Below are 21,819 nucleotides of genomic sequence, written 5' to 3'. Positions count from 1 at the left end.
TCGACCATATAGCCATCATGGCCTCTGAGTACATCGACACTTTCTACCGGCGCACCCTGGGCGATGCGCACACTCGGTACAGCGCGCTGGCCGGAGCGGCCAGCACCGATATCTGCATCATCGGAGGCGGGCTGGCCGGCTTGACCACGGCGCTTGAACTGGCGCGCCGCGGACGGCAGGTCACGCTGCTGGAAGCACGCCGGGTAGCGTGGGGCGCATCGGGCCGCAACGGCGGGTCCGTGTCGCCGGCATATTCGGCCGGCGCAGACCTGATCCGGCATCGCGTGGGCCAGCCGGCCTACGACAGGTTGTATCGCCTGTCCATCGAGGGCGTGGACATTATCCGCAACAACATACGTGACCTGGCCATCGCCGATGCCCGCAAGGTGGATGGCCGCCTGCGCGTGCTGCGCCACGACGACGTGGCGGCGATGCGGGCCTATTGCGAAGAGCAGAGCCGCCATGGCCGGCAGGTGCGTCTGCTGCAGACCGACGAAGTGCGCGAACTGCTGCGCAGCGATGTTTACTTTCAGGGCATCTACGACCCCGATTCGTTCCATTTTCATCCGCTGAACTATGCGCGCGCGCTCGCCCAAGAATGCGCGCGGCTTGGCGTTCAGATCCACGAAGACTCGCCGGTGCATTCGGCCGACCTTGCGGGGCCTGTCAAGCGCCTGGCGACGCCCGGCGGCAAGCTTGACGCCCAGACCGTGGTGTTTGCCACCGGCGGCTATACCGACGGCCTGGTGCCGGCGCTGCGCCGCGCGATGCTGCCCATTGCCACGTACATCATGTTGACCGAACCTCTGGGCGAACGGGTGCGCGAGGCCATACGCACTGACGCGGCCATTGGCGATACGCGCCGCGCGGGCAATTACTACCGCGTGGTCGAAGGGGGGCGCATCAGCTGGGGCAGCCATATCACCACTCGCGTCAGCGACCCGCCCGACCTGGCCGCATCGCTGCGCGCCGAGCTGCTGTCGGTCTATCCGCAATTGGCCGACGTGCGGGTCGAAGTGGCGTGGTCGGGCAGCATGGCTTATGCGCGCCACCTGATGCCGCAGATCGGGCGCCTTCAGCCGGGCGTCTGGTACTGCACATCGTTCGGGGGGCACGGCATGAACACCACGTCCATCGGGGGCAGGGTGGTGGCGGAGGGCATATGCGGCGACAGCGAACGCTATCGCGAGTTCGAGCCTTTCGGCCTGGAATGGAACGGCGGCCCGTTCGGCAAGGCAGCCGTGCAATTGACATACTGGTCGTATCAATTGCGTGACCGTCTGCGCGAGCGCCGTTCGCGATCCTGAAGGTATGCATCATGCCCGGCTCCAAGCAGAATGCCCTGGCCCAACGGCTGCGCGATTTGCGCCGCGCGCGCGACTGGACCCTGAAACAGGCCGCCCAGGCCACCGGGGTATCGGCGTCCACGCTGTCCAAAATAGAAAACGGGCTGCTTTCGCCCACGTATGACAACTTGCTGAAGATTGCGGCGGGCCTGCAGCTGGACGTGGCCGAACTGTTCACGCCGCCTCAAGAGCACATGGGCACGGGCCGCAGCACAATCAGCCAGCGGGGCGAGGGCCGTTCATACGAAACGCCATACTACGATCACCGGCTGTTGTGCACCGCCCTGTCGCACAAGCGCATGATGCCGTTCCATACCCGGGTGAAAGCGCGCTCGTTCGGCGAATTCAGCGACTGGAGCCGGCACAGCGGCGAAGAGTTCGTATACGTGCTCAGCGGCGAAATCGAGCTGCACACCGAGTTCTACCAGCCGGCCCGGCTGGCCGCCGGCGACAGCTTTTACATCGACAGCCGGATGGGCCACCGCGTGATCAGCCTGAGCCCCGAAGACGCCATGGTGCTGTGGATATCCACCGGCGGCGAGCCCGACGGCGGCGATGGCTGACGCCGCGTGCAACACGGTACAATTGCCGCGCTGCCGAACAGCCCAAGCTGTTCATCTCCATGTCGCGGTAGCTCAATTGGATAGAGCAGCGGCCTTCTAAGCCGCAGGTTACGGGTTCGATTCCTGTCCGCGACGCATCCGTGCCCGTGCCGGGCGATTGCAAACGCGGCCGCCGCCCCCTGGCCGCGACTGGTGGCTAGCCTACAGATACGGCGACGCCAGCCAGATCACCTTGTTGCGCAACCGCTTCAAGAACGGCTCGCCATACAGGCTTTCCAGCGTCACCTGGCGCGCATTGGCGATGCGGCTGTCGATACGCGCGGCGATCCACGACGCCAGGTCGCGGTCGTAGATCTCGGTGTCCAGCTCGAAATTCAGGCGCAGGCTGCGCGGGTCCAGGTTGGACGACCCGATATACGACCACGCGCCATCCACCGTCATCAGTTTGGAATGATCGAACGGGCCGGACGAGCGCCAGACCCGGCAGCCGGTGCGAACGATCTGGTCCAGTTGCGCGGTCATGGCGTAATTGACCAGGCGCAGGTTGTTGCGGCCGGGAATCACGATATCGACCGTGATGCCGCGCCGCGCCGCGGTCGCCAGCGCGCCGATGAGCGGCTGGTCCGGCAGGAAATAGGGCGACTGTATGCGGATGTGCTTCTGCGCCACCGCCAGGGCCCCCAGCAACATGTTGCGGGTGCTGACCACCGCTCGGTCGGGCCCCGAAGGTACGCAGCGCATGGGCACCGTGCCGGGCAGCGGGCCGCTGGGCGGCGGGAACCACGGTGCGCTGTCCAGGGTTTCGTGCGTGGTGAAGTTCCAGTCGTGCGCGAACACCGACATCAGCTGCGCAACAATGGGGCCGTTGAGTTCGAAATGCACGTCTTCATTGGTGGCGTCGCCCGCGATCGCCCGCACGAATGCCGCCCGCACGTTCATACCGCCGGTAAAGCCGATGCGGCCATCCACCACCAGGATCTTGCGGTGGCTGCGCAGGTTGGCATAAGGCATGCGCAGCACGCCCAGCGGGTTGGTCATGAAACGCGCCGTGCGCACGCCGCCGCGCTGCAGGCGGCGCACGATGGGCGGGTGCGAATACCGGCTGCCGATCGCATCGATCAGCACGCGCACCTGCACGCCGCGTTCGTGAGCCTCGATCAGCGCCTGGGCCATTTCTATGCCTATGGCGTCGCTGTCGAAGATATAGCTTTGCAAGGCGATGCAATGCTCGGCCTTGCGTATGGCCTGCATCATGGCCGGATAGGCTTCGTCGCCGCCGCCCAGCGGGCGCACGGAATTGCCGCCCAGCAGCGAAAAGTGGCTGACCTTGTCGCCCAGGATCTTCAGCGATGCAAACTGCGGCGCGGAAAATGGCACGACGTCGCTCACGGGCGATTGCGCATGCCCGGCGTAGGCCAGCATGGCTTCGTCGCGCTGCTGCGAAACCCGCGTATGGTGAATGCGATTGACGCCCGCCACAAAATAAAACAGCGCCCCGAACAACGGCGAGAACAGCGTAACGCCCACCCAGCCGATGGCGGCGCGCACGTCCTGCTTGGTCATCGCAGCATGCACCGCGGCCCCGGTGCCAGCCAGCACGCTGACTGCAAACACCAGATGCGGCCAATATTCGCGTAACAGCTCGTCGAAGCGATCCATAAGTAGCCTGAAAAGGAAGTCGCGCCAGTGCGCCGGATGTCCGTTCCGGCCAAGCGCCACAGAATAGCAAGAACAATCCCCCCGCGGGATTGGCCGCCACGGTGCACGCCGGAAATATATGCTAGAATGCGGCCTCTTTGCAGTAGCAATGGTGGCTGTAGCTCAGTTGGTAGAGTCCCGGATTGTGATTCCGGTTGTCGTGGGTTCGAGTCCCATCAGCCACCCCAAATTAAAGCCTCCTGGCGATAGCGCCCACTAACATTTTCTAATTGTTCGGGCGCTTTCTAATATTTCACGCCAAGGGCTGCACTTTGACCTTGCGGCGACGGTCGTAAACACGGCGCGTCGTGGCAGGGTTTTTGTGCGTCTCTGGGTTCCTCCCCTGCTCGATCATTTCCGTGACGTACATGGCCCGCAGGTCGTGCGCCGTGAAGCGCTCGCCGCCAGCCAGCACGTAGGCATGCATGATCTTTGACCAGTTGGCCTTGAAACCTGAGTCGGTGTAGGGCGCTCCCGATCTCGACGTAAACACATAGTCGTTGTCGTGCTTTTGCGACATCCGCAGGGCCTCGCCCAGCAGTTGGCGCAGCAGCGGCGTCCACTGAATCTCATAGACCCGCTCAGCTTCCCCGGCCTTGCGCTTGGCGGCTACCACGCGCACATGGCCCTCGGTGATGGCTGACTTCTGCAACTCCAGGACTTCCGCCCGCCGCCGCCCGGTTATGCCGACCATCAGGCCGATCAGGGCCGTCATGTAGCTGCCCTCACCGCGCTTCTGTGCGATCTGCAGGAATGCGTTGACCTCGACCTTCTCCGGGCGCCGCGACCTGGGCCGCTCGGGGTTTCGGCTGACGCCGTGGCAGGGGTTGACCTCGGCCATGCCACGCCGAATCCCGTAGTTGAACGCCGACCCGAGTGCGGCCATTTCCCGGTTGGCCCTAACGCCCCGGCCCTTTGCCCGCATCAGATCCAGGTACTTGCCCTTGTGCGATGGCCGGAATTCTGACGGCTTCATGTGGCCGAACTTCGGGATGATGTGCACCATGAAGGCCGACTCGTAGTCGTCGACCGTCCGGGGAGCCAGGGCGGATGGGTCCCCAGAGGCGATCAAGTCCCGCTGGAATGCTATGAAGCTCAGGCACATGTCGGCGATGGTTCCCCGGACGTATGCGCCGCCGTGAAGCTCGCGGGCCTTGCGCTCTGCGTGGGCCCGGTCATTGCCAAGGCCATGGTACTTCCCGGCGATGATCGTGTAGTAAGTGTCCCGGTAACGGCCATGCTTGACATACACCCGCAGGCTTAGGTGGGTATTCGTAAGTCGCTTCCTGCCCATCAGGCAACCCCTACTGCCTCCCAATTTGGTTCTGCACTGCTCGCATCGGGGGCCGTGATGCCGAGGTGCTTGAGGTAATAGGCCCGGGCGACGATAGGTCTTCCGAGCCGATCCTGGTCAAATCGCCACCGGTTGGATTTCAGCCAGCGGCGCTGCCAAGCGGAGGACTTATAACCCGTCAGGCGGGTAAGTTCCTCGGGGGATAGAAACGTTTCCATATCGCCTCCAAAACAAAGCCCGCACTAGTCGGGCATCCAGTTCGTGCGCGTGGTCGCAATGACCCGCTCGATAGCGTCTGTCACGCCTAGAACATCCCAAACCAAAGCCCGGTACCGTGGATCACGGCCACCGGGAAGAAGATCGAACCTGCGACCAGAAAGCCCCAGGACGCGGTTTTCAGGCAGACGACCACATGGGTCAGCCAGGAGAGCGCCACCCAGGCGATGAGGGCGATGACGCCCAAGTTAGATTTGTCCATGTGATTTCCTCAAAACAGTTTCAGCCACTGCCACCCATCCTGCACCCGGCACCAGATGCGTACCAGCCAGTGCGGGAGCCAGGAGGGCACGGTGTTGCAGAGCTCGTCGATTTCCAAACCCGCCTTTCGCATAAGCTCGACGCGCTCCGGCGTATCGGTGAAGGACACGTCGAAGCGCGGGTGGACGGTGATGCTATAGCGGCGCTTCATATGAACTCCAGCGCCAATTCGGTCTGGAAGGCTTCGCAGGATTCGCTGCATGAGCCGGAAGTGTCGTCGTATGGCAGGATGTTCCCGTCTGCCAGGTCGAACGAACTGCGCATGTCGGCACTCGTCCTTTCCAGCCGAAACCAGCGCCTTGGCCCTGGTCGATTGTTGGGCCCGACATGCTCAAAGTCGCGCTCAAGCTGGCCGACGAAATCGAAGGCGGCCGGATCGTCACGGTAGACGGCTGCCAGCTTCCTATCGGACTTTTGGAAGCATGCCCGACAGTTGCCGAGATGTTCCGGAATCGCCAGATCCCAATCGAACTGCTCGAAGAATTCCAGAACGTCCTGTTTATCGACAGGCCACGTATGAACCAGCGGATAAAGGATTCGTGCGGAATCGGCTGAGGGCGACACGCGGCGCGGCTCGTCGGCTCGTATGCCCACAGCGCTGTAGTAGCCGGTCCAGCCTATCGAGCGCATGTACGACTTCATCGCGTTCAGCTTCAGCTCACGGTTGCATAGCTTGAAGGTGCGATTGGGCAGGCCGTACTTGGCTACGATATCGCGGAATACCTCGCCGTTGCGAGCCGCCGTTTGGTAGGTCACCACGCGGTGACCACTCGACTTTCGCTCGTCGTGGTTGGCCACTGCTTCCAGCCATACCAAGTTCAGCCCGAATTCGCGGTCAACGGCGTCAACGAAATCAAGCGTGCGCGGATCCTCGAATGATGTGTTGCAGAAGACAAAGCGCAGTTCATACAAGTTCGACCAGTGCTTCTTCACAAGGTATGCCATCAGCGCAGAGGATCGGCCACCCGAGAATGACACCTGTAACTTCGGTAGCTCAGCCATCACGCCTCCCCATCGTCCGCCTTCTGCGCGGCCACTGGTGCGTCGCTAAGTGCGTCATACGCCAGGCTTCGGACGGCCCACAGCGCATCGGGAACAGCCGGCCCTGTGCTGTGGTCGTGGGCGTAATCGCCGATCTGGCGCAGGGCAGCTTCATAGTGCTGCGCATCCCCTGCGGGCCTGCCGTAGCGGGATAGAAGGGCGCGGGCGCTGGATTGGATAGCGCAATACCGGGCGACAGCATCCTCTGTAATCCTCACGAAAGAATCGTGGTCGCCGGATTCCAAATATTCGCCTTGCAGATTCTTTGCGCTGCCGTAGTCACTTACCAGGGCCATGTGCGCCTTCACGGCTTCCTCGTCGCCCGGCTCCGCGCTCGCGGCAGGTTGGGCTTGGAAAAATGACTGCACGGCAGTCCGCATCTGGGTAAAAACCTGCATGCCGTTGGCGGACGGCGCAGAATCCTCGATGGCGCTGAATGTGTCGCGCAGCGGCTGCGGTATAGGGTGCGCGCTCGCGGCAGGCTGCGCGGCCAGGGCGGCGATCTGCCGCGCCGCGCCATTCATCGCCTCGGCGCTGGCCTGGGCCACATCATCCGGATGCGGCAAGAACTGATCTTCATGCGCTGTATTAGTCATTCCCTTTCCTTTCGTCCCAAGCCTTCCTAACCCTGGCGTACTCGCGCAGGATGTAGACGGCCATTGTGTGCTTTGCGGTGCGCTCGAGCATGTCCGCCCAGTACTCAATCACTGCGACTGGCGTGAGGCTCGCTGTTGATCCAGAATCTTCCATTCGTCTTCCTCGGTCGGGGTCATCACGTCCGGGTCTTCTTGCGGGGCTTCGGGTGCTGTGACAGGCTGGTTCATGTCAATCTCCGCACATGCAATCGACCAAGGCGTCATCCTCGGTCTCCACGTTGGGCAGGGTGCCCTGTCGGGCGTGGAATTCGGCCTCCCGAGCAAGCTCGGTGTACCGAGGCCGGTCCGACCGAAATGTCGCACCAATGGGGCGATCTTCTTGCCGAGCCCACCAGATGTGTCTCGCCGGTTCGCGGCGAATGGCACTCACGAGCTTGAGCCGGGATTTAAGAAAACATAGATCGCAGTTCCCAAGATCGCCGCGCGGATCGAGACGAAGGTCAAAAGGCTGTGCGCGCCAGAAGGCCAGAACGTCGGCTTTGCGCACGCCGGCTCTGGCGAGGGGCAGATAGGGCGTTCCCGCGCTGTTATCCCGGCCAGGAGCGTTCAATCGGGCAACCCGTCGCGGCTCATCGGCGCGGATACCCATGACGGAATCCCACTCGCTGTAGCCATGGGCCAACATCCATGCGCGACTGGTCTTAATCTTCAGATTCGCCGTGCAGGTTCGGGCCACAGGGTTCGGCAGCAGCCCCAGCGCGTCGATCATGGCCGCGAAAGGCTCGCCCTTCCGGCTGGCTGAATGGAAGTCCACAACACGGTATAGGCACCGCGAACGGCTTCCGTTTTCGAACCCGTCCCATTCCAGCCACGTGATCGGCACCGCCCAGCGCTGGCTGCACTCCTCGATAAACGCCAGCGTTTCCTCGCGTTCCTTGCCTGTGTTCTGGAACGAAACTTGAACGTCGGCCGGTAGCGTTCCGCCGTGCGCATCCAGAATCTGGCGTAGCATGAACCCGCTGGTTCGGCCGCCACTGAACTGGATAACCGCGGGCCCCTCGATGAAATACGGCGACCTGCTGGTCATGCTCCATCTCCTTGGGGCGGGGCGGGCGGATTCAATGCGGCTTCGGCTCGGTCGATGATGGCTCGCAAATCTCGGCTGTCCTCGCAATCGCCGTCAGCCTCGGCATTCAACAGGTCGACTTGCAGAGGGCCAAGTGCATCGCGCAGGATGTCGGCCAGCACATCGCGTTCTCCGCGCAGGGCGTGGTTCTCGGCTTGGGCATACCGCAGTCGCTTCTCCAGGGCATCAATCCCTTGCCGTGCGTCGTCGCCAAACAGCCGCTTCAGCTCGCAAGACCAATGCGCTGAACTAGGCGCCCAACGGACGGCTGCGGCCCCCTCCTCGCGCAACTCTTCCACCTGCTTGCTCAGCGCCTCGTTCTCGTCGAGAAGGGCGATAATTCCTCGCCACAGGTTCGCCGCTTTGTTGGAGTAATTTTGGGCCGCGGCTTGCGCGTCTGTCTCCCAGTCTCGCCCCTGAGCTGCATTGCCGAAGTCATTGAGCAAATCCCACAGCTCTTGCGCGTTAACTGCCATGGCTGGACTCCTGGCGGGCGCGGAGCATGGCGCTGGCCATGTCATACGCTTGCTTGGCGATTTCGCTCTGCTCCCAGTCGCCATCCTCGTAGGATTGGCTGTTGATCATCCCCTGCATCGCCTTGGCAGCGAAGTAGTCGCGCAGGGACATGCCGCCAAGTTGGCCAGCGCTCTGCTCAAGGGCGTTGTATACGCCTCCGTCGGTGCACCCGGCGATGGGGATTGGGAAAGCCGGGCCGCCATCGTCCTGCGGGTTCGGTGCGGGGGTCATGCCATTTCTCCAGGCAATAAGAAAGCAGCCCACCGAAGTGGGCCTCCATTTGGTTAAGGTGAGCTGCCGGGGAGTTACCGGATGGCGAGCCGGAAACCTTGACGCAGGCGGGCACCGGGAACATCGAAGCCGTCTTGCAGCGCCTTCTTGATCAGGGTCTTGTCGATCTGAGGCGGTGGCGGCGGGGGGCTGGTGAAGTAGTCCTGCGGAATCTGCCGTTCGTCCTCGATTTCCACCGCTGGCGGGTTCTTGGCAATGCTCAGTGAGAACCAGGGGCAGTCGATCTTCTGGATGCCGTTCTGCTGCATGCAGTCCAGAACGTAGGCCTTCAGTCGAGCGGACTTCGCTTCGACGGCCTTGCGCCGCTTCGCCATTTCAGCCTCGGCATCCTTCATGTTCTCTGCCAGCTTCTCAAGGTGGCGGGAAAAGGCCACGACGTTTTGCGCCTTGACTTCCAGTTCGCCGCCCAGGCTTTCGAGAGTGTCCTGCATGGCGTCATCCGGAAGATCCAAATCGGCCAGCTTCTCGAGGTCCGCACGGTATTCAGCCGCGAGGCTGTAGAGGGTGACGTTGCTCATGGCGGTTCCTTACCAGTCGTCGGCCGGATTCTCGCTCATGGCCGTAGTTTGGGATGTGGTTTGCCGAGCAGTGGGCGCCGGCTTGTCGGCCATGCCTTCCAGGACTTTGGGGAGCATTTCGGGAGCCGTCTTGCCGTCCAGCAGCTCAACGGCCATCAACTCCGTGTCGGCATGAAAGGAGGCATAGATGTTGAACTTGTAGCCAGGGTCGCCGTTGCTCTTGATATAGCCCTCCTTCTGAAGGAGCAGGCCAATCTTGCGTCCGACCAGACCTGGGAAAACGATGGCCTTTTCGGGCCCGTTCTTTCCCTGAATCGTTTCTTCTTTGGCCGTCAGCGTTTTGAGGCGGGCGCAGCAGAGCAGGGCATCCAGAACCTTTTTGCCGTACAGGGGCTTCCCGTCAGCGTCGAACGTCCACAGCTGGAGAAAGTTCGCGGTCCGACCGTCGTCTGCCTCGAAGCTGAATTCGATGCCCTCGGTTCCCTTGCGGCTGATTACTTGCTTGGCGAGGGTGAAGGCGCCCTTGTACTTCCCGGAGGCGTCGATGTAATTGCTCGCGCCGGCTTGGCGGGCGGATTCTTCATTGAACTCGTAGTTTCGCATTGTCATTTCTCAGGCGGGTTGAGTAAGTCCATAGAACTCGCAGATGGCAGCATCGACGGCCGCGAGGTCGTTAGGGATGTGCATGCCGTCAAACATGCCGGGGGGGGATTTGCAGCAGTCCTGGCCGTTGCTTTGCGTGGCGAAAACGTGTTGGCCGTTGATCATTTCGGCCCGCAGGACGATAGTGAAGTAACCTTCAGGGACAACCTTCTCGTCCACCATCTTGCCAACCGTCTTCATTCGGATGTTCCCGAAGTCATCGGTTTGGGTATGGGCTAGGATGTAGACGCGCTTGTGTTCTTCCAGGTCGCCGGCCGCCGTAAAGATGTTCCAAGCACCCCGGCCAATGTCCGCGAATTTCTGGAAGCCATTCTCGGTGCTGCGCCGCATCAGTTCGTTGGTCAGTACTGCTTGGTAGTCATCAACGATGATGATGTCTCGGTCAGTTCGCCGTATCGCAGTTTCGATCTTGGCAGCGTCGTCTGTGCGATAGATGGCCCCGGACTTGTCCTCTGGTGTGCGGAGCTTCCACTCGCCCGACTTGAATGGGAGAGGCTTCTTGATCGGCTGAATCAGGGTGACTTCATCGGGATTCAGGTTGGCAAGGCTGAACGACTTCCCGGACCCAGACGGGCCCAGAATCATTACGGCGATGGACATGGCTTAACTCCTGTAATTCGTGCGACTCGGGCTGATTGATGGCGGCTACGATGCGGCCGCGTTGGGCGCGCAGGAACTCATCTGCGACGCCGGGTAGGTAATGGTCTTCGGGTTTCATTGCCGGTTCGCAATCTCAACAAGCCGCGCTTCCTCATCCATCTGCTGCACCGACCCGTAGACGCCTACGATGGCGCAGATCACGGCGTAGATGGCTACCCATTGGTGCATGTCGATGCGGCGAAGGAAGTTGATCAGGCGGTGCATGGCGGTTCTCCCTTGGGCGTGGCGAGAGCGTGGCGGGCTTCCAGCCATACTGCGTTGCGTGTCTTCGTGCCGATTCCCCCGTCGAGAAATCGCAGTTGTTCCTTGGCATAAGGGAGCTCAAGCAGCTTTTCGAGCGCCACCCTCATCGCCCGGTACTGCTCCAGAATGTCCTGAAGTTCCTCGCTCATGGCTCACTCCGATAGTTCGACTTTGACTGCGCTCAGGATCTCCACCTTCAGGCGGTTCGCCCAAGTGTTGGTGGTCGACAACACGGCCATAAGCATCACAGCCCTGTCGCCGCGGGTCAGGTTCTCGAAAAGTCCCCGTTCTTCCAGGCGCTCCGTCCACCAGATCGCATCGTGACCGTCCACATCCCATGCCGTCGGGTTCTGCAGCACTTCCAGCACGGAATGGGGCGATGCGGTCAGCGGCGGCGGCTCGGGCGGGTTCAGGTCGGGTTCAGGCCATGCCATGAGGTTCATGATTGGCTCCAGTGAAAAGGGCGGCGCTCCTGCACTAACCGCCCTCATGCGTCGTGCGCACTCGGCAGTATTGGCGGGTCGTGGGGTGGCGCCTTAAGGGGGAGGGGTACTCGCTGCACCGATTGATCGGCCCTAGTAACGGCGGGCATCGGCATCTGCTTTCCCCCATTGAAGGGTGAGGAACTCCGCCAACCCTGCACGGTTGGAAAGTTGAAAGTGATGGAGTCCTCAAGGGTGGCGGCTGCCCGAGCAGTCCCGAGCCCTGCAGGTAGCCCCTAGTATCGACGGGGCACTCGGCTTGCTTGATCGACGCTCAGCCGCCACTCTTGAGGACGGCCCGTTTCGTGGGCCAGCCGGCTGGGGGACTATCCAGCACCTGAGGAGACTCTGGGAGGATTGCCCTCCGTGCTGAACCCTGCCCCTGGGTTGAGGCCAGGGTAACGGACTTGCCATGCGGGGTTAGAACAGGGCTCAGCACGGAAGGCCCCCGTCTTTCCGGGGTGTCTAGCGGCTGGGTGTGGTGGTCCCAGTCACTTCCGGGTGAGGCAATCCCGGCATACTCGCGGCACGGCCAGCAAAACGCTTACAACGTCCCAGCCGTCTTACGCTCACACTGCAGCCGGTCGGTAGCGACGTTCACCGTACAAGTCCAGTCAGGCATGTACAGCGTTACTTTGTCGGGCTTCTGGTAGTGCATCACCGTACCGCCGCCTAGCGTTCCTACTGCCAGCCCGAGCGCGGTGTATAGGGTTGCGGCATATCTGGTCATGGCGACCTCCTAGTAATGTTCGTCCTCATCCTGGCGGCGGATGGCGTCTGCTGTAGCAACGAAAGCGGCAACCACTACCAGCACAACAAGGGTTACAAGGCATACCGCTATCGGCATGGCTTCCCCATTATTCAACCCGCCAACAGCGGCATTGGTCGTCACCGACGTGGCGAACCGAGAACTTCCGACCGTGACGCTTGCCATGAAAACTGGCTGCGGCTCGTACCTTGGCGACAAAACTGGCGGGCACCACAAACGAATCGCCTACATCCATCTTTTCAAACGGGTATATGGCGTTTCCATGCGACATCGGGACGTTTTTCTCGATTTCAAACATTTCTTTCTCCTAGTCGATTTCCTGCTCACCTGCCATTGCTTCGTCAGGGAGGGGAGTGGGGTTGATCAACTCCCTCAGCCGTCGCGCTTGCTCGTCAAGAACCTCGATGCAAACCTGATTAAGCGATAGGTTGACGCACCGGGCGATCAGTTGACTCTTGCTTTTTCCGGTTGCCTTAGAGGCGCATAACAATTTCAGCCGCTCATGCTCAGGCATTCGAATTGAGAACTGCTGATCGGGACCGCCCGGTTTTCTCGGGCGCCCTAACTTTCGTTTGGGAGGCGTTTCCATATCTCTCTCCATTACGCTGTAGGGCGCGAATCATCCAAATAGATCTTCCGGCAAGCCATAAACCCGAAGGATGTCGGCTGCGGTCAGAGGGGAGCCTCTCGCGCCAAGGCTTTCGATCTTCGTTTGCATTGCGTCGAGAATGGCTTGGCGAAGTCCTATGCGCACGCAGGCGGTCACGAGGTCACTTGTGCCCATCCCAGTTAGGGCCGCGGCATAATCAAGCCCCCCTTTCACATCAGTAGGCATGCTGATCGAGAGCCGCTTAAATGGTCCGCCCGGTTTTCGCGGACGCCCAGGCTTACGCTTGATCGGCAATTCCATGTCTGTCTCCTTGTCCATACAGAGCGCAGCACTCATCGAATGGCGCTTCGGATTGGGGCTTTAACCATGTCCCCCATGGGCCTGTGCGCGGTCAGGCTCGCGTTTCCCATCCGTATGCCCTCTGTCACAGGGCAGGCGGATGATTCCGGGGCAGGGCAGCGCGAGACATAGCCTCAGCGCCGCCCCGCCCGTCACTGCCAGTTGCGCAACTCCCGGTTATCCCGGCTCGCAATGGTCAGTGGTTCCCGGACTGCTCCCGGTGGTCATCGATCGATTACTCGCCATCGATCGATTCTTGGCGTCCTACTGGATCGCGCCCACGCCGCCAGGCTCTGCACCTGGCCAGCCTTAGTCAGTCCAGCCACCTTGCGCGGGCGTTTTTCGGCATCTTTCTGTCCAGGGCGTCCGATATCTCCCCTGTCGCGTCGCATCACTGCGGGCGCGGAACGTTTGTGCTTCGTCGTGTTAAAGAGCGGGTACTGCTTGCAGCCCTACTTGGCCCCGCTTGGCGGTGAACCGTTCTTTGCTGCGTTGGGTGAATATTAGCGAAACGCGAAATGACTTGTCAATAGCGAAACGCAAAATATGTTGGGGTCGGCAGGCTGCTGTACGATTCAGACTCAGGCCGTTACCAGGGGAAGGAAATGAAGAAAGCCGTTGCCGCGATGGGGGTTCTGGTATTGAGCGGGTGCGCCGTAGGTAAGGATCCCGCGTTGTCGCGGTACGACGGGTTGAGTTTCGCGAAGAACTCGTATGGCCAGGAGTACATCACTAGCGCCAGGTTTCAGTTTCCAGGCAAGCCGCCGAAGAGCCGTGACGCGCTCCCGCTGTGTATTGCCAAGAACGTGGACGCCCTGCCGGTAGGGGTCGACGTGGTTCGATTCATGGCTGAAGACAGGCGGCGCGCAGTGGCCGAAGGGGCCACACGGTTCACACAAGTGACGTTGATGACGCCGCAGACGACAACCGTGAGATATACGCTAGACGCGTCGATAGCGGATGGCGAGCGCGCCTATGTCTTCGACAAGCTTGATCAGCGACTGGAAGGGTCGGCTCAGATGGGATTCATCCCCATTGGCGCCTGGTCTGGATCTGACGGCCTGGAGGTGGTCCAGGAGCTTGAGCGCCTGGCTGAGTCCATCAACACCTGCCTGTCCCGTTAGCCCAAAAGAAAACCGCCCGGGGAGGGCGGTTGTTACAAATTACCAGCCTTGTGAGCTTCCCGGGGGAGGCCGGGGGGAGCACCAATATCAGAGAATGCTTAGCAGGTATTCCAGTTCCTTTCGGTACTTGGTTTGAGATTGATTGACCTGCAGCCTGCTGCCATTCACCGTGTGGAATTGCCCTACCTTCAGCTTGGGTATAGGGATGCCTTCCGCGCCGCTAATTCTGCCGGCCGACATGAAGTCATCCGTTATTGCGAATGCATCCGCCGGGTCATCTACGTCGAACAATTCCGGGTATTTGGCGGCGGTCGCGTATGCACGCTCAACGTACATTTGCGAAGCTCGGTCCTTAACGCCCTTTTTGGGGCTGCGCGCGCCCACCATCGTCATGACAATAGCTGCAACCTTTGGAGGCTTGAGACCACCCGCGCGAGCGCCCCATACGTTGAAGTCGCTGTCAGGGTTGGCGAGCATTCCAAGCGTGATGTCAAGCGATTCAATTGAATGTTCGTCTACACGGACTGGAATGATGAGGGCGTCCGATGCGCACCAAGATAGATGAGTTCCCCCGCCATAAAACGGGCTGCAGTCCATCAAGATTCGCGAACATTTCTTTTCCAAGGCCTCTTCCGACAGGACATCTCGCAGGCTGAATAGGATGTTGGAAACGGCTTTTTTGTTTCCGGCCGCCATAGCTTGCTGCAGTTGTTGATACAGCGCCGAGGGAAAAGCAAATAGCGATCCGTCGCCAGGCACCAGAAACCCCGATTTGCCACCTTTGAAGTGATCGTTCAAAGAGCTGGCGCGATAGGAAATATCTTGCGGCACTTCGCCAAAAGCTGGTCCCAAGACTTTTGGGTTGAGTGCGTGGCTGATAGTTACCTCTGGCTTCTGCCCGCGCATGATCGATTCGGTCAGATTCCGTTGTGGGCATAAATCCGCGATTAACGTCGAGTGGTGGCGCGTGAACATCCACGCCAGATTGAAAGACAACGTGGATTTTCCTATGCCGCCTCGCAAATTCGTAACCGCGTAGGACCGCCTGCGCAGCTGGATCGGACCTTCAGGCGATTCTTCAAGCGAGCGGTCATGATTGGCAATAATTCGTGCAAGGCCCGTAGTCATCTGTTCACCCGGTGAGTTTAGGAAGGTGCAGGTTACTCGAAAAACTGCAGGTCGTCAAAAAAAATGCAGGTTGACTGGTTTTGAGCAGGTCGACGATAGATGTGCAGGTCGATTGGTTCTACGCAGGCCGAGTTAAGGAGCGCGGGCCGTCCCCGCGATGGAGTGCCGTCTCCCCTAGCCGCCCTCGGGCGGCTTCTTCGTTGGGGCTAGCGCAACTTGTCCCTACAGTACGGTGACGCTTCGACTAGCTCGGTGTCGGGGTTGAGCCTGATCGGCTCCATGCCTTTCTGGTCGTAGACGGCCACTAACTGCCCACCTTCTGCGCCCACCGTCATCTGCATCCCATCGGGGAAATAGAGGCGGCCACCGGAATACTTCACATTGTTGACGGACTCGTTAGCCTGCCAGCTGGCGCAGGACATGCCCCGCCCTTCTGCGCCAAGCTTGATCGTCATAAGGTATGGGCCGCTAGTGCCCGTCCAGGTCCCCGCCAATTCGTCTGGAGTAGCCTGCGGTTCGACCTGGCTGTACTGGTTATTCTTCATGGACTCGTAGGGTGCCATGCACCCTGAAAGCGCCATCACGAGAAGCGGGGCTACGATAGAAGCCTGGGAGAGGGGAGTAGACACAATTAAAAGTCCTCGCTGCGCCAAACCTTGAGCACACGGCCGAACACTTCCAGGTCCATGGTTGGGTCTATCACCCAATCCCGATACGCCGGGTTTTCTGAGATCGCCAGTAAACCCTTGCCAGGCACCCGTTGAAGGCGCTTGATGAAACCCTCGTTGCCGACCCTGAAAAAGTACACGGCGTCGAACTCGACCGACCGTACGCTGGAATCGATGATCAGCGGATCGCCGGGGTTAAACATTGGGCGCATGGAATCGCCGAACCCGGTCACTATGCAAAGGCTGTTTACCTGGGAGTAGCCGCGCACGTTCTTCTCCAGCCATTCGCGGCTGACTCTCCAGCTCTCGATTACGCCCGGCTGATCCTTCAGTTCCACCCCAGCCGCTCCCATCCTGCCCCCCGTGTCATATTGACTGATGGTAACGGATCGTGTCGCAGACGTGGGAAGTAGGGTTATCCCGGTGGGGTTAGCGGCCTCCTCGTCAGAGTGAACAGTGTCTAACCAGCCCCGCGGCTTTCCGGCAGCGTCCTCGATTCGCCATGCGGTTTCCTTGCGCATGCCTCTGGGCTTGCCGGTCTTGGAGTCTTTTGCTCCATCACGAAGATTTGTGAATTGGGCAGGCGACATGCCAAGCGCTTTCGCGGTGGCGGCAGGCCCCATGAATTCGGCTTCGAGGCGGCGCAGGTTGGCTCGCCTTATCTCGTCAATGTCTCTCATGCGCCGAATTTGATAGCAAAACGCGAAAGACCGATATGCGCGTAACGCTATTGACTAACGTTTCGCGTTTCGCTAAATTAGGCGCATGAAACTGTCCGATTACCTGACTCAAGAGCGGGGCCGCTTGTCGGCACTGGCACGCGCTATCGGCGCGCCGATTTCGAATATGAGCGATTGGGCGTCCGGCCGTAGACCAGTGCCCCTTGAACGCTGCGCCGACATCGAGCGTGCCACCAACGGTGCGGTCACGCGCCGTGATCTGTGCCCGGACGACTGGGAGCGGATTTGGCCGGAACTGGCTGGAGAAAAACAGGCTAATGCGCATCCCGGTCCTGTCTAGGATCCTCCCGCACATCCACCTGTAGTTCACCAACAACATCTTGATCAGGCTTTGGAGCAGGCGAATAGGGGGTGGTGCCAATACGAGCAGTAAGGCGGATTCCCTTTGTAGGTTTTGGCTCTTCGTTGTTTTCCATGACCAGCAGTTTGCACCACCACCACAGCAATTAATACGTTCGGAGATACGAGACATGAACACCACAGACGCGGCATACCACACGGTCCATGACTACCCGGGCGGCAGCGAATCTCTGGGGCCCCGCGTCGGGATATCCCCGGCGGTGCTGCGCAACAAGGTGAACCCGAATAATGACACGCACCATCTATCGTTTGCCGAGGCTCAGCGCTTGGTAGCCATGACCGACGACGAGCGGATGCTGCGTGCCTGGGCGCACTCGCGCGGGCTTCTACTTATCAAGGCGCCCGAGGGCGATCGCTCCGATAGCGATATGTCGGTGCTGGAGGCCGTGGTCGAAACCAGCGTCGCCCAAGGCCAGTTCATGCAGACTATCCACGCGGCTCTCGCTGACGGGAAAGTTGACCCCCAGGAAATTGAAGCGATCAACCAGGCCAAGCGTGTCCTGCAGACGGCAGCTGAGGGGGTGTCGCAGCGCATGCAGGGGATGTCGGAATGAAGCAGCTCCGCCTGACCCCCCATACCCGGCGCATGGCGATTCAGGCCGTGATCGACGCCCCGGATGGCTACGTCTTCCAGCCCCCAAAGGAACCGACGCGCAACGTGGAACAGAACGCCAAGCTCCACGCGATGCTGGGCGACATATCCCGTCAGCAGAAGTGGATGGGCCAGCAACTGAGCATCGATGACTGGAAACGCTTGCTAGTGGATGCCTGGGCGCGCCAGGAAGGCGGCCACGCTGCCCGAGTCGTTCCCTCCCTGGATGGGCAGGGCGTCGTCACCCTGGGCGCACAGACTCGCTCCATGGGCGTGCGCGGCATGGCCAGCCTGATCGAATCAATCTATGCCTGGGGCGCCGAAAACGGCGTCGTCTTCTCTGATCCGGTCGATGTGCCGGGGTGGGTGAAGCAATGATTAAGGGCCGCACCGTCTCCCGCGAACAGAAGCGTTTCCACGACATGCTCTGTCAGCACGTGGGCTGCATCGCTTGCCGCAAAGAGGGGCTCTACAACACCTGGACTTCGATCCACCACATCGACGGCCGCACCAAGCCGGAAGCACATTGGCTCGTCCTGCCGCTCTGCGCCGGTCACCACCAAGATGGCACGGGCGGCAAGTGGATGATCGCCGTTCATCCCTACAAAGCCCGATTCGAAGCCGAATACGGCCGCCAGCGCACATTGCTGGTTGCCTGCATCGAATGGTTGCTCGCCCACGATTTCGAGGTACCTGAAGGCGCTATGCAAGCCGCAGGGCTGAAGGTGCCGGCATGAACTACTACAGCCACAACATAGGCGACTACGCCCAGGCCACGATGCACTTGAGCCTGATCGAGGACGCAATCTACAGCCGACTGCTGCGCCGGTACTACTCGGAAGAGCAACCCATCGTTGACGACATCCAGCAAGTGTGTCGTTGGGTCGGCGCCAGGACTCAGGAGGAAAGGGAGGCGGTGCCCGTGGTGCTGGCGGAGTTCTTCGTGCTGAAGGACGGGTTCTGGCACAACAAACGGGCCGACGAAGAGATTGCCGCATACCAGGCGAAAAGCGCCAAGGCGGCAGATTCTGCAGCGAAGCGCTGGGCTGGAAATGCCAAGGCAAAGCCAACGGAGTGCGATGGTAGTGCGAACGCAATGCGAACGCATAGCGAAGGCAATGCTAACCAAGAACCAATAACCAATAACCAAGAAACAAATAAAGAACACCCCCCTACCCCCCGCAAGCGGGGGAGGTCGAATTCTGCGCCTGCCGTCACGGCTGCCGACCTGGAATCCCTGGGAGTTCCTGCCGACGTGGCGACTGAGTTCTTGGCCCTGCGAGCCAGAAAGCGCGCCCCACTCACGGAGGTGGCCCTTGCAGGCGTCCGACGGGAGGCCGAGAAAGCGGGCTGGACGCTCGACCAGACGTTGCGAAAGTGCATCGAGCGAGGGTGGCAAGGGTTTGAGGCGGATTGGGTAAAGGCTAACGGGGCAACGACAGGAGCGACACGACATGGAAACTTTGCAGAACAGGACTACCGAGCCGGGGTTGAGGCGGATGGCAGCTTCTAGCCTGAACAAGGCGGCCGGCCACTGCGACAAGCACGGCGAGTTCGAAAGCATCGTGTTTGGCGGCCGCGCGCCGTTCTGCCCAACATGCGCCGAGGAAAACATCGCCGCACGTCGCGCACAGGAGGCAGCTGCTGCCGAGGCTGAGTATCGCGCTCGTCGTGCCGAGTACCTTCTTGGCCGTGCCGCCATTCCCCCCAGGTTTGCCGACCGACGCTTGTCCAATTATGTTGCTCATTCTGGCGGCCCCGCGGGAGCCTTGCAGATCGCCAAAGATTTCGCTCGCGAGTTCGATGATGCCCTGAAGTCGGGCCGGAGCCTCATTTTCTGCGGCGGCGTAGGGGCGGGGAAAACGCACTTGGCCGTGGGGATTTGCCACGAAGTGATTGCTCAAAATCGGGTGGCGGTCTTCACGACGGTATTGGGCGCCATTCGGTCGGTGAAGGAAACCTACAGCAAGGGCGCGGAGCGGACCGAGCAGCAGGCCATAGACGCCCTGATCGAGCCACATCTTCTGGTGTTGGATGAGGTTGGCATCCAGTTTGGTAGCGAGACTGAAAAGATGATCCTGTTCGAGATCATCAACGGGCGCTACGAGAATCTGCGCCCGACGATCCTGATTAGCAACCTGGCCAAACAGCCGTTGACCGAATACCTGGGGGAGCGCGTAGTCGACCGTATGCGAGAGGGCGGCGGCCGGATGGTCATCTTCGACTGGCCTAGCTATCGACGGGCGGTAACGGCATGAGCCGCGGCCGATTTCCGATCCTTGCGATTGACCCAGGCACTACCGAGTCCGGGTACTGCGTGTTGATGGGCGGTGCGGTGGACATAGCCGGCATCCGAAGAAATACGGACGTATTGAGCTACCTGCAGCGCGATCACTGGCAGGTGAACGGATATGCACTGTCCATCGAGATGGTGGCCAGCTACGGAATGCCTGTGGGTCGGGAAGTCTTCGAGACCGTGCGCTGGATTGGGCGGTTCCAGCAGGCTTGGTATGACCCGGATGCCGTCCGGCTGGTCTACCGCCAGGACGTAAAGCTGCACCTTTGCCGAAGTCTAAAGGCGAGGGACTCACACGTGCGCCAAGCCGTGCTGGATAGGTTCAGCTCGACGGGCGGCGGCAAGACCCCACAAGTTGGGACGAAGAAGCAACCCGGGCCGTTGTACGGGGTTTCAAGCCACGCGATGTCCGCGTTGGCCGTGGCAATTTACTCATCGGAGGTTGTTCATGAGCATTGATTCGACATTGCAGGAACGTGGCGCCCGGTACGGAAAGTTCCTTGACCACGCGCAAATCACCCAGGACTTGAAGAAAGTTATGCGTGATCACCCGGGCTGGGATCGACTGGAGGTAGACCAGATGGAGGCGTTGGAAATGGTCGCACACAAGATCGGCCGGATTCTTAACGGGGACCCGAACTACGACGACTCTTGGCGAGATATCGCCGGCTATTCAGCCCTGGTGGAAAAGCGATTGGGCGGCGAGGCAATTTAAGGTGAACGACATGGTACATCCACGAAACATTGAAGATTCCGAAAAGCTGATCCGCCGTGCGTGTGTAGAAAGGCTGCGCGAAGCAGGGGTGGTGGTCCACAAGTTCCGCCAGAACCCCCAGGGCATAGCGGATGCTATTCGTTCGATTGAGCCGAAGTTTGGGCGGACGACAAACCCGATGTCGATCCTACGTGCTTATTTGGGACTGCAGCCGACTACGCCCGGTGTTTCCGCCCCGGTCAAGCCGCTGCGCTTTACCAGAGCGTTCCAACAAATCGCCGAGCGCGCCAGAGCCTGCCAGCCGCCGATGATGTCCATGTGTGGGCTCGGCGACATGAGGCCTTCGCCGTGACCCGCGCGTTGCCCTGGTTCATGTACCAAGACCCCGCCATCGTCTGCGAGCAGCAAGAGGCGTGGCGGAACAACCAAGCCCGGAGGCAGCAGGCCCCGGCCATGACAATCAATGACCTTTTCAGTGAGGCCACAGTGACGAAGGACGAAAGCGCGCAGTTTGAGGATGTTCTGCTGATCTGGTACAGGATCTCCAAGGCGGAGAAGGAGAACTTGGGGCATAGCCCAGTATCTCCCGGGTTTAAGCACTGCACATCGACGGATGTGTATTTTGACGAGCAGGACGCAGCAGAGGCTGCGGATGAGCGCATCAACCACTACATCGCTGAACAAGTAGACGTCTGCCTCAGTACGTTGCCATCCGAGCAGCGCATTGCGGTAGACGTCCACGCTCGGAACAAGTACGTCGGCAATGCCGTGTTCCGCAACCCGCGCATGACTGCCGAGCAGCATCACGTTGCCTACCAGGCAGCAAAAGCTACTTTGCTTCCAATGTTGCGAAAGCGCGACGTCATTACGGCGTCGTATTGACCGCGACGGCGAGGGGGCGCAA

Annotated in this window: 35 protein-coding genes and 2 tRNA genes; 15 read left to right on the top strand and 22 right to left on the bottom strand. The window is 60.5% G+C overall.

What is annotated here, in order from left to right; translation table 11 throughout:
• The first annotated feature begins 17 nt into the window (after nt 1–17).
• The 3 genes from CAL19_RS12920 to CAL19_RS12910 all read left to right on the top strand — a co-directional run bounded on the left by CAL19_RS12920 (nt 18) and on the right by CAL19_RS12910 (nt 2,044).
• A complete protein-coding gene (locus CAL19_RS12920) occupies nt 18–1,307 on the top strand; it encodes an NAD(P)/FAD-dependent oxidoreductase (RefSeq protein WP_094796993.1) in 1,290 nt (429 codons plus the stop codon).
• A gap of 11 nt (nt 1,308–1,318) precedes the next feature.
• Nucleotides 1,319–1,909 (top strand): helix-turn-helix domain-containing protein, encoded by a 591-nt coding sequence (locus CAL19_RS12915; RefSeq protein ID WP_026640117.1) that lies wholly within the window; start codon nt 1,319–1,321, stop codon nt 1,907–1,909.
• 61 nt (nt 1,910–1,970) lie between these two features.
• Nucleotides 1,971–2,044 (top strand) — tRNA-Arg (locus tag CAL19_RS12910).
• 66 nt (nt 2,045–2,110) lie between these two features.
• Here CAL19_RS12910 and CAL19_RS12905 read toward each other — a convergent pair.
• Nucleotides 2,111–3,568 (bottom strand): phospholipase D-like domain-containing protein, encoded by a 1,458-nt coding sequence (locus CAL19_RS12905; RefSeq protein WP_026640118.1) that lies wholly within the window; start codon nt 3,566–3,568, stop codon nt 2,111–2,113.
• 151 nt (nt 3,569–3,719) lie between these two features.
• On the opposite strand from CAL19_RS12905, the gene CAL19_RS12900 reads away from it, so the two are divergent.
• Nucleotides 3,720–3,795, top strand: a tRNA-His gene (locus tag CAL19_RS12900).
• A gap of 65 nt (nt 3,796–3,860) precedes the next feature.
• On the opposite strand, the gene CAL19_RS12895 is transcribed toward CAL19_RS12900, so the two are convergent.
• The 18 genes from CAL19_RS12895 to CAL19_RS12815 all read right to left on the bottom strand — a co-directional run bounded on the left by CAL19_RS12895 (nt 3,861) and on the right by CAL19_RS12815 (nt 13,253).
• Nucleotides 3,861–4,901, bottom strand: coding sequence for a tyrosine-type recombinase/integrase (locus CAL19_RS12895; protein ID WP_094796992.1), 1,041 nt, complete (start codon nt 4,899–4,901; stop codon nt 3,861–3,863).
• Entirely contained in the window at nt 4,901–5,119 is a 219-nt protein-coding gene (locus tag CAL19_RS19955) for a DUF4224 domain-containing protein (protein ID WP_094796991.1), read from the bottom strand. Before CAL19_RS19955 ends, CAL19_RS12895 begins: the two co-directional genes overlap by 1 nt.
• 86 nt (nt 5,120–5,205) lie before the next feature.
• Nucleotides 5,206–5,379, bottom strand: a complete 174-nt coding sequence (locus tag CAL19_RS19715) for a hypothetical protein (protein WP_170941531.1) — start codon at nt 5,377–5,379, stop codon at nt 5,206–5,208.
• Nucleotides 5,380–5,388: 9 nt separating this feature from the next.
• Complete coding sequence (locus CAL19_RS12885; RefSeq protein WP_094796990.1) at nt 5,389–5,589, bottom strand: hypothetical protein; 201 nt, start codon at nt 5,587–5,589, stop codon at nt 5,389–5,391.
• Nucleotides 5,586–6,440, bottom strand: a complete 855-nt coding sequence (locus CAL19_RS12880; RefSeq protein ID WP_094796989.1) for a phosphoadenosine phosphosulfate reductase family protein — start codon at nt 6,438–6,440, stop codon at nt 5,586–5,588. Before CAL19_RS12880 ends, CAL19_RS12885 begins: the two co-directional genes overlap by 4 nt.
• Nucleotides 6,440–7,075 (bottom strand): hypothetical protein, encoded by a 636-nt coding sequence (locus tag CAL19_RS12875; protein WP_094796988.1) that lies wholly within the window; start codon nt 7,073–7,075, stop codon nt 6,440–6,442. Before CAL19_RS12875 ends, CAL19_RS12880 begins: the two co-directional genes overlap by 1 nt.
• A gap of 229 nt (nt 7,076–7,304) precedes the next feature.
• The gene (locus CAL19_RS12870) at nt 7,305–8,162 is read right to left on the bottom strand and encodes a hypothetical protein (protein ID WP_094796987.1); all 858 of its coding nucleotides are present in this window, start codon (nt 8,160–8,162) and stop codon (nt 7,305–7,307) included.
• Nucleotides 8,159–8,677, bottom strand: coding sequence for a hypothetical protein (locus tag CAL19_RS12865; protein ID WP_094796986.1), 519 nt, complete (start codon nt 8,675–8,677; stop codon nt 8,159–8,161). The genes CAL19_RS12870 and CAL19_RS12865 overlap by 4 nt, the downstream gene beginning before the upstream one ends.
• Nucleotides 8,667–8,948, bottom strand: a complete 282-nt coding sequence (locus tag CAL19_RS12860) for a hypothetical protein (RefSeq protein WP_094796985.1) — start codon at nt 8,946–8,948, stop codon at nt 8,667–8,669. The genes CAL19_RS12865 and CAL19_RS12860 overlap by 11 nt, the downstream gene beginning before the upstream one ends.
• A 74-nt stretch (nt 8,949–9,022) precedes the next feature.
• Entirely contained in the window at nt 9,023–9,526 is a 504-nt protein-coding gene (locus CAL19_RS12855; RefSeq protein WP_094796984.1) for a siphovirus Gp157 family protein, read from the bottom strand.
• 9 nt (nt 9,527–9,535) lie between these two features.
• A complete protein-coding gene (locus CAL19_RS12850) occupies nt 9,536–10,129 on the bottom strand; it encodes a hypothetical protein (RefSeq protein ID WP_094796983.1) in 594 nt (197 codons plus the stop codon).
• A 9-nt stretch (nt 10,130–10,138) separates the two neighbouring features.
• Nucleotides 10,139–10,789: an ATP-binding protein gene (locus CAL19_RS12845; protein ID WP_094796982.1), complete on the bottom strand. Its 651-nt coding sequence runs from the start codon at nt 10,787–10,789 to the stop codon at nt 10,139–10,141.
• 114 nt (nt 10,790–10,903) lie between these two features.
• Nucleotides 10,904–11,053 (bottom strand): hypothetical protein, encoded by a 150-nt coding sequence (locus tag CAL19_RS19710; RefSeq protein WP_170941530.1) that lies wholly within the window; start codon nt 11,051–11,053, stop codon nt 10,904–10,906.
• A complete protein-coding gene (locus tag CAL19_RS12840; protein WP_094796981.1) occupies nt 11,041–11,241 on the bottom strand; it encodes a hypothetical protein in 201 nt (66 codons plus the stop codon). Before CAL19_RS12840 ends, CAL19_RS19710 begins: the two co-directional genes overlap by 13 nt.
• 3 nt (nt 11,242–11,244) lie before the next feature.
• Nucleotides 11,245–11,535, bottom strand: coding sequence for a hypothetical protein (locus tag CAL19_RS12835; protein ID WP_094796980.1), 291 nt, complete (start codon nt 11,533–11,535; stop codon nt 11,245–11,247).
• A gap of 896 nt (nt 11,536–12,431) precedes the next feature.
• Entirely contained in the window at nt 12,432–12,641 is a 210-nt protein-coding gene (locus CAL19_RS12825; RefSeq protein ID WP_094796978.1) for a hypothetical protein, read from the bottom strand.
• A 9-nt stretch (nt 12,642–12,650) separates the two neighbouring features.
• Nucleotides 12,651–12,932, bottom strand: coding sequence for a hypothetical protein (locus tag CAL19_RS12820; protein ID WP_141214385.1), 282 nt, complete (start codon nt 12,930–12,932; stop codon nt 12,651–12,653).
• A 30-nt stretch (nt 12,933–12,962) separates the two neighbouring features.
• Nucleotides 12,963–13,253 (bottom strand): hypothetical protein, encoded by a 291-nt coding sequence (locus tag CAL19_RS12815; protein ID WP_141214384.1) that lies wholly within the window; start codon nt 13,251–13,253, stop codon nt 12,963–12,965.
• Nucleotides 13,254–13,897: 644 nt separating this feature from the next.
• Here CAL19_RS12815 and CAL19_RS12810 point away from each other — a divergent pair.
• Nucleotides 13,898–14,416, top strand: coding sequence for a hypothetical protein (locus CAL19_RS12810; protein WP_094796975.1), 519 nt, complete (start codon nt 13,898–13,900; stop codon nt 14,414–14,416).
• Between the two features lie 87 nt (nt 14,417–14,503).
• Here CAL19_RS12810 and CAL19_RS12805 read toward each other — a convergent pair whose 3' ends face one another.
• The 3 genes from CAL19_RS12805 to CAL19_RS12795 form a co-directional block, all read right to left on the bottom strand.
• A complete protein-coding gene (locus CAL19_RS12805) occupies nt 14,504–15,544 on the bottom strand; it encodes a ParA family protein (protein ID WP_094796974.1) in 1,041 nt (346 codons plus the stop codon).
• A gap of 206 nt (nt 15,545–15,750) precedes the next feature.
• On the bottom strand, nt 15,751–16,173 hold the full coding sequence (locus tag CAL19_RS19905; RefSeq protein WP_349290307.1) for a J517_1871 family lipoprotein: 423 nt from the start codon (nt 16,171–16,173) through the stop codon (nt 15,751–15,753).
• 2 nt (nt 16,174–16,175) lie between these two features.
• Nucleotides 16,176–16,892 (bottom strand): S24 family peptidase, encoded by a 717-nt coding sequence (locus CAL19_RS12795; RefSeq protein WP_094796972.1) that lies wholly within the window; start codon nt 16,890–16,892, stop codon nt 16,176–16,178.
• A gap of 85 nt (nt 16,893–16,977) precedes the next feature.
• On the opposite strand from CAL19_RS12795, the gene CAL19_RS12790 reads away from it, so the two are divergent.
• From CAL19_RS12790 to CAL19_RS12745, 10 genes are all read left to right on the top strand, one after another.
• Nucleotides 16,978–17,232, top strand: a complete 255-nt coding sequence (locus CAL19_RS12790) for a transcriptional regulator (RefSeq protein WP_094796971.1) — start codon at nt 16,978–16,980, stop codon at nt 17,230–17,232.
• 190 nt (nt 17,233–17,422) lie between these two features.
• On the top strand, nt 17,423–17,866 hold the full coding sequence (locus CAL19_RS12785) for a phage regulatory CII family protein (protein WP_094796970.1): 444 nt from the start codon (nt 17,423–17,425) through the stop codon (nt 17,864–17,866).
• Nucleotides 17,863–18,282: a recombination protein NinB gene (locus tag CAL19_RS12780; protein WP_094796969.1), complete on the top strand. Its 420-nt coding sequence runs from the start codon at nt 17,863–17,865 to the stop codon at nt 18,280–18,282. Before CAL19_RS12785 ends, CAL19_RS12780 begins: the two co-directional genes overlap by 4 nt.
• Nucleotides 18,279–18,641: a Ref family recombination enhancement nuclease gene (locus CAL19_RS12775; RefSeq protein WP_249276310.1), complete on the top strand. Its 363-nt coding sequence runs from the start codon at nt 18,279–18,281 to the stop codon at nt 18,639–18,641. The genes CAL19_RS12780 and CAL19_RS12775 overlap by 4 nt, the downstream gene beginning before the upstream one ends.
• A complete protein-coding gene (locus tag CAL19_RS19835; protein WP_249276309.1) occupies nt 18,638–19,417 on the top strand; it encodes a YdaU family protein in 780 nt (259 codons plus the stop codon). Before CAL19_RS12775 ends, CAL19_RS19835 begins: the two co-directional genes overlap by 4 nt.
• Nucleotides 19,359–20,162, top strand: a complete 804-nt coding sequence (locus tag CAL19_RS12765; RefSeq protein ID WP_249276308.1) for an ATP-binding protein — start codon at nt 19,359–19,361, stop codon at nt 20,160–20,162. Before CAL19_RS19835 ends, CAL19_RS12765 begins: the two co-directional genes overlap by 59 nt.
• Nucleotides 20,159–20,659 carry a hypothetical protein gene (locus tag CAL19_RS12760; RefSeq protein ID WP_094796967.1) on the top strand — a complete coding sequence of 167 codons (501 nt, stop codon included), beginning with the start codon at nt 20,159–20,161 and terminating at the stop codon, nt 20,657–20,659. The genes CAL19_RS12765 and CAL19_RS12760 overlap by 4 nt, the downstream gene beginning before the upstream one ends.
• A complete protein-coding gene (locus tag CAL19_RS12755) occupies nt 20,649–20,915 on the top strand; it encodes a DUF6378 domain-containing protein (protein WP_094796966.1) in 267 nt (88 codons plus the stop codon). Before CAL19_RS12760 ends, CAL19_RS12755 begins: the two co-directional genes overlap by 11 nt.
• 1 nt (nt 20,916) lies before the next feature.
• Entirely contained in the window at nt 20,917–21,267 is a 351-nt protein-coding gene (locus CAL19_RS12750; protein ID WP_094796965.1) for a hypothetical protein, read from the top strand.
• Nucleotides 21,264–21,797, top strand: a complete 534-nt coding sequence (locus CAL19_RS12745; RefSeq protein ID WP_094796964.1) for a hypothetical protein — start codon at nt 21,264–21,266, stop codon at nt 21,795–21,797. The genes CAL19_RS12750 and CAL19_RS12745 overlap by 4 nt, the downstream gene beginning before the upstream one ends.
• Nucleotides 21,798–21,819 lie beyond the last annotated feature (22 nt).

The organism is Bordetella genomosp. 7 (genome assembly GCF_002261265.1).
Taxonomy (GTDB): domain Bacteria; phylum Pseudomonadota; class Gammaproteobacteria; order Burkholderiales; family Burkholderiaceae_B; genus Bordetella_A.
This window is presented reverse-complemented; position numbering and strand designations above follow the sequence as displayed.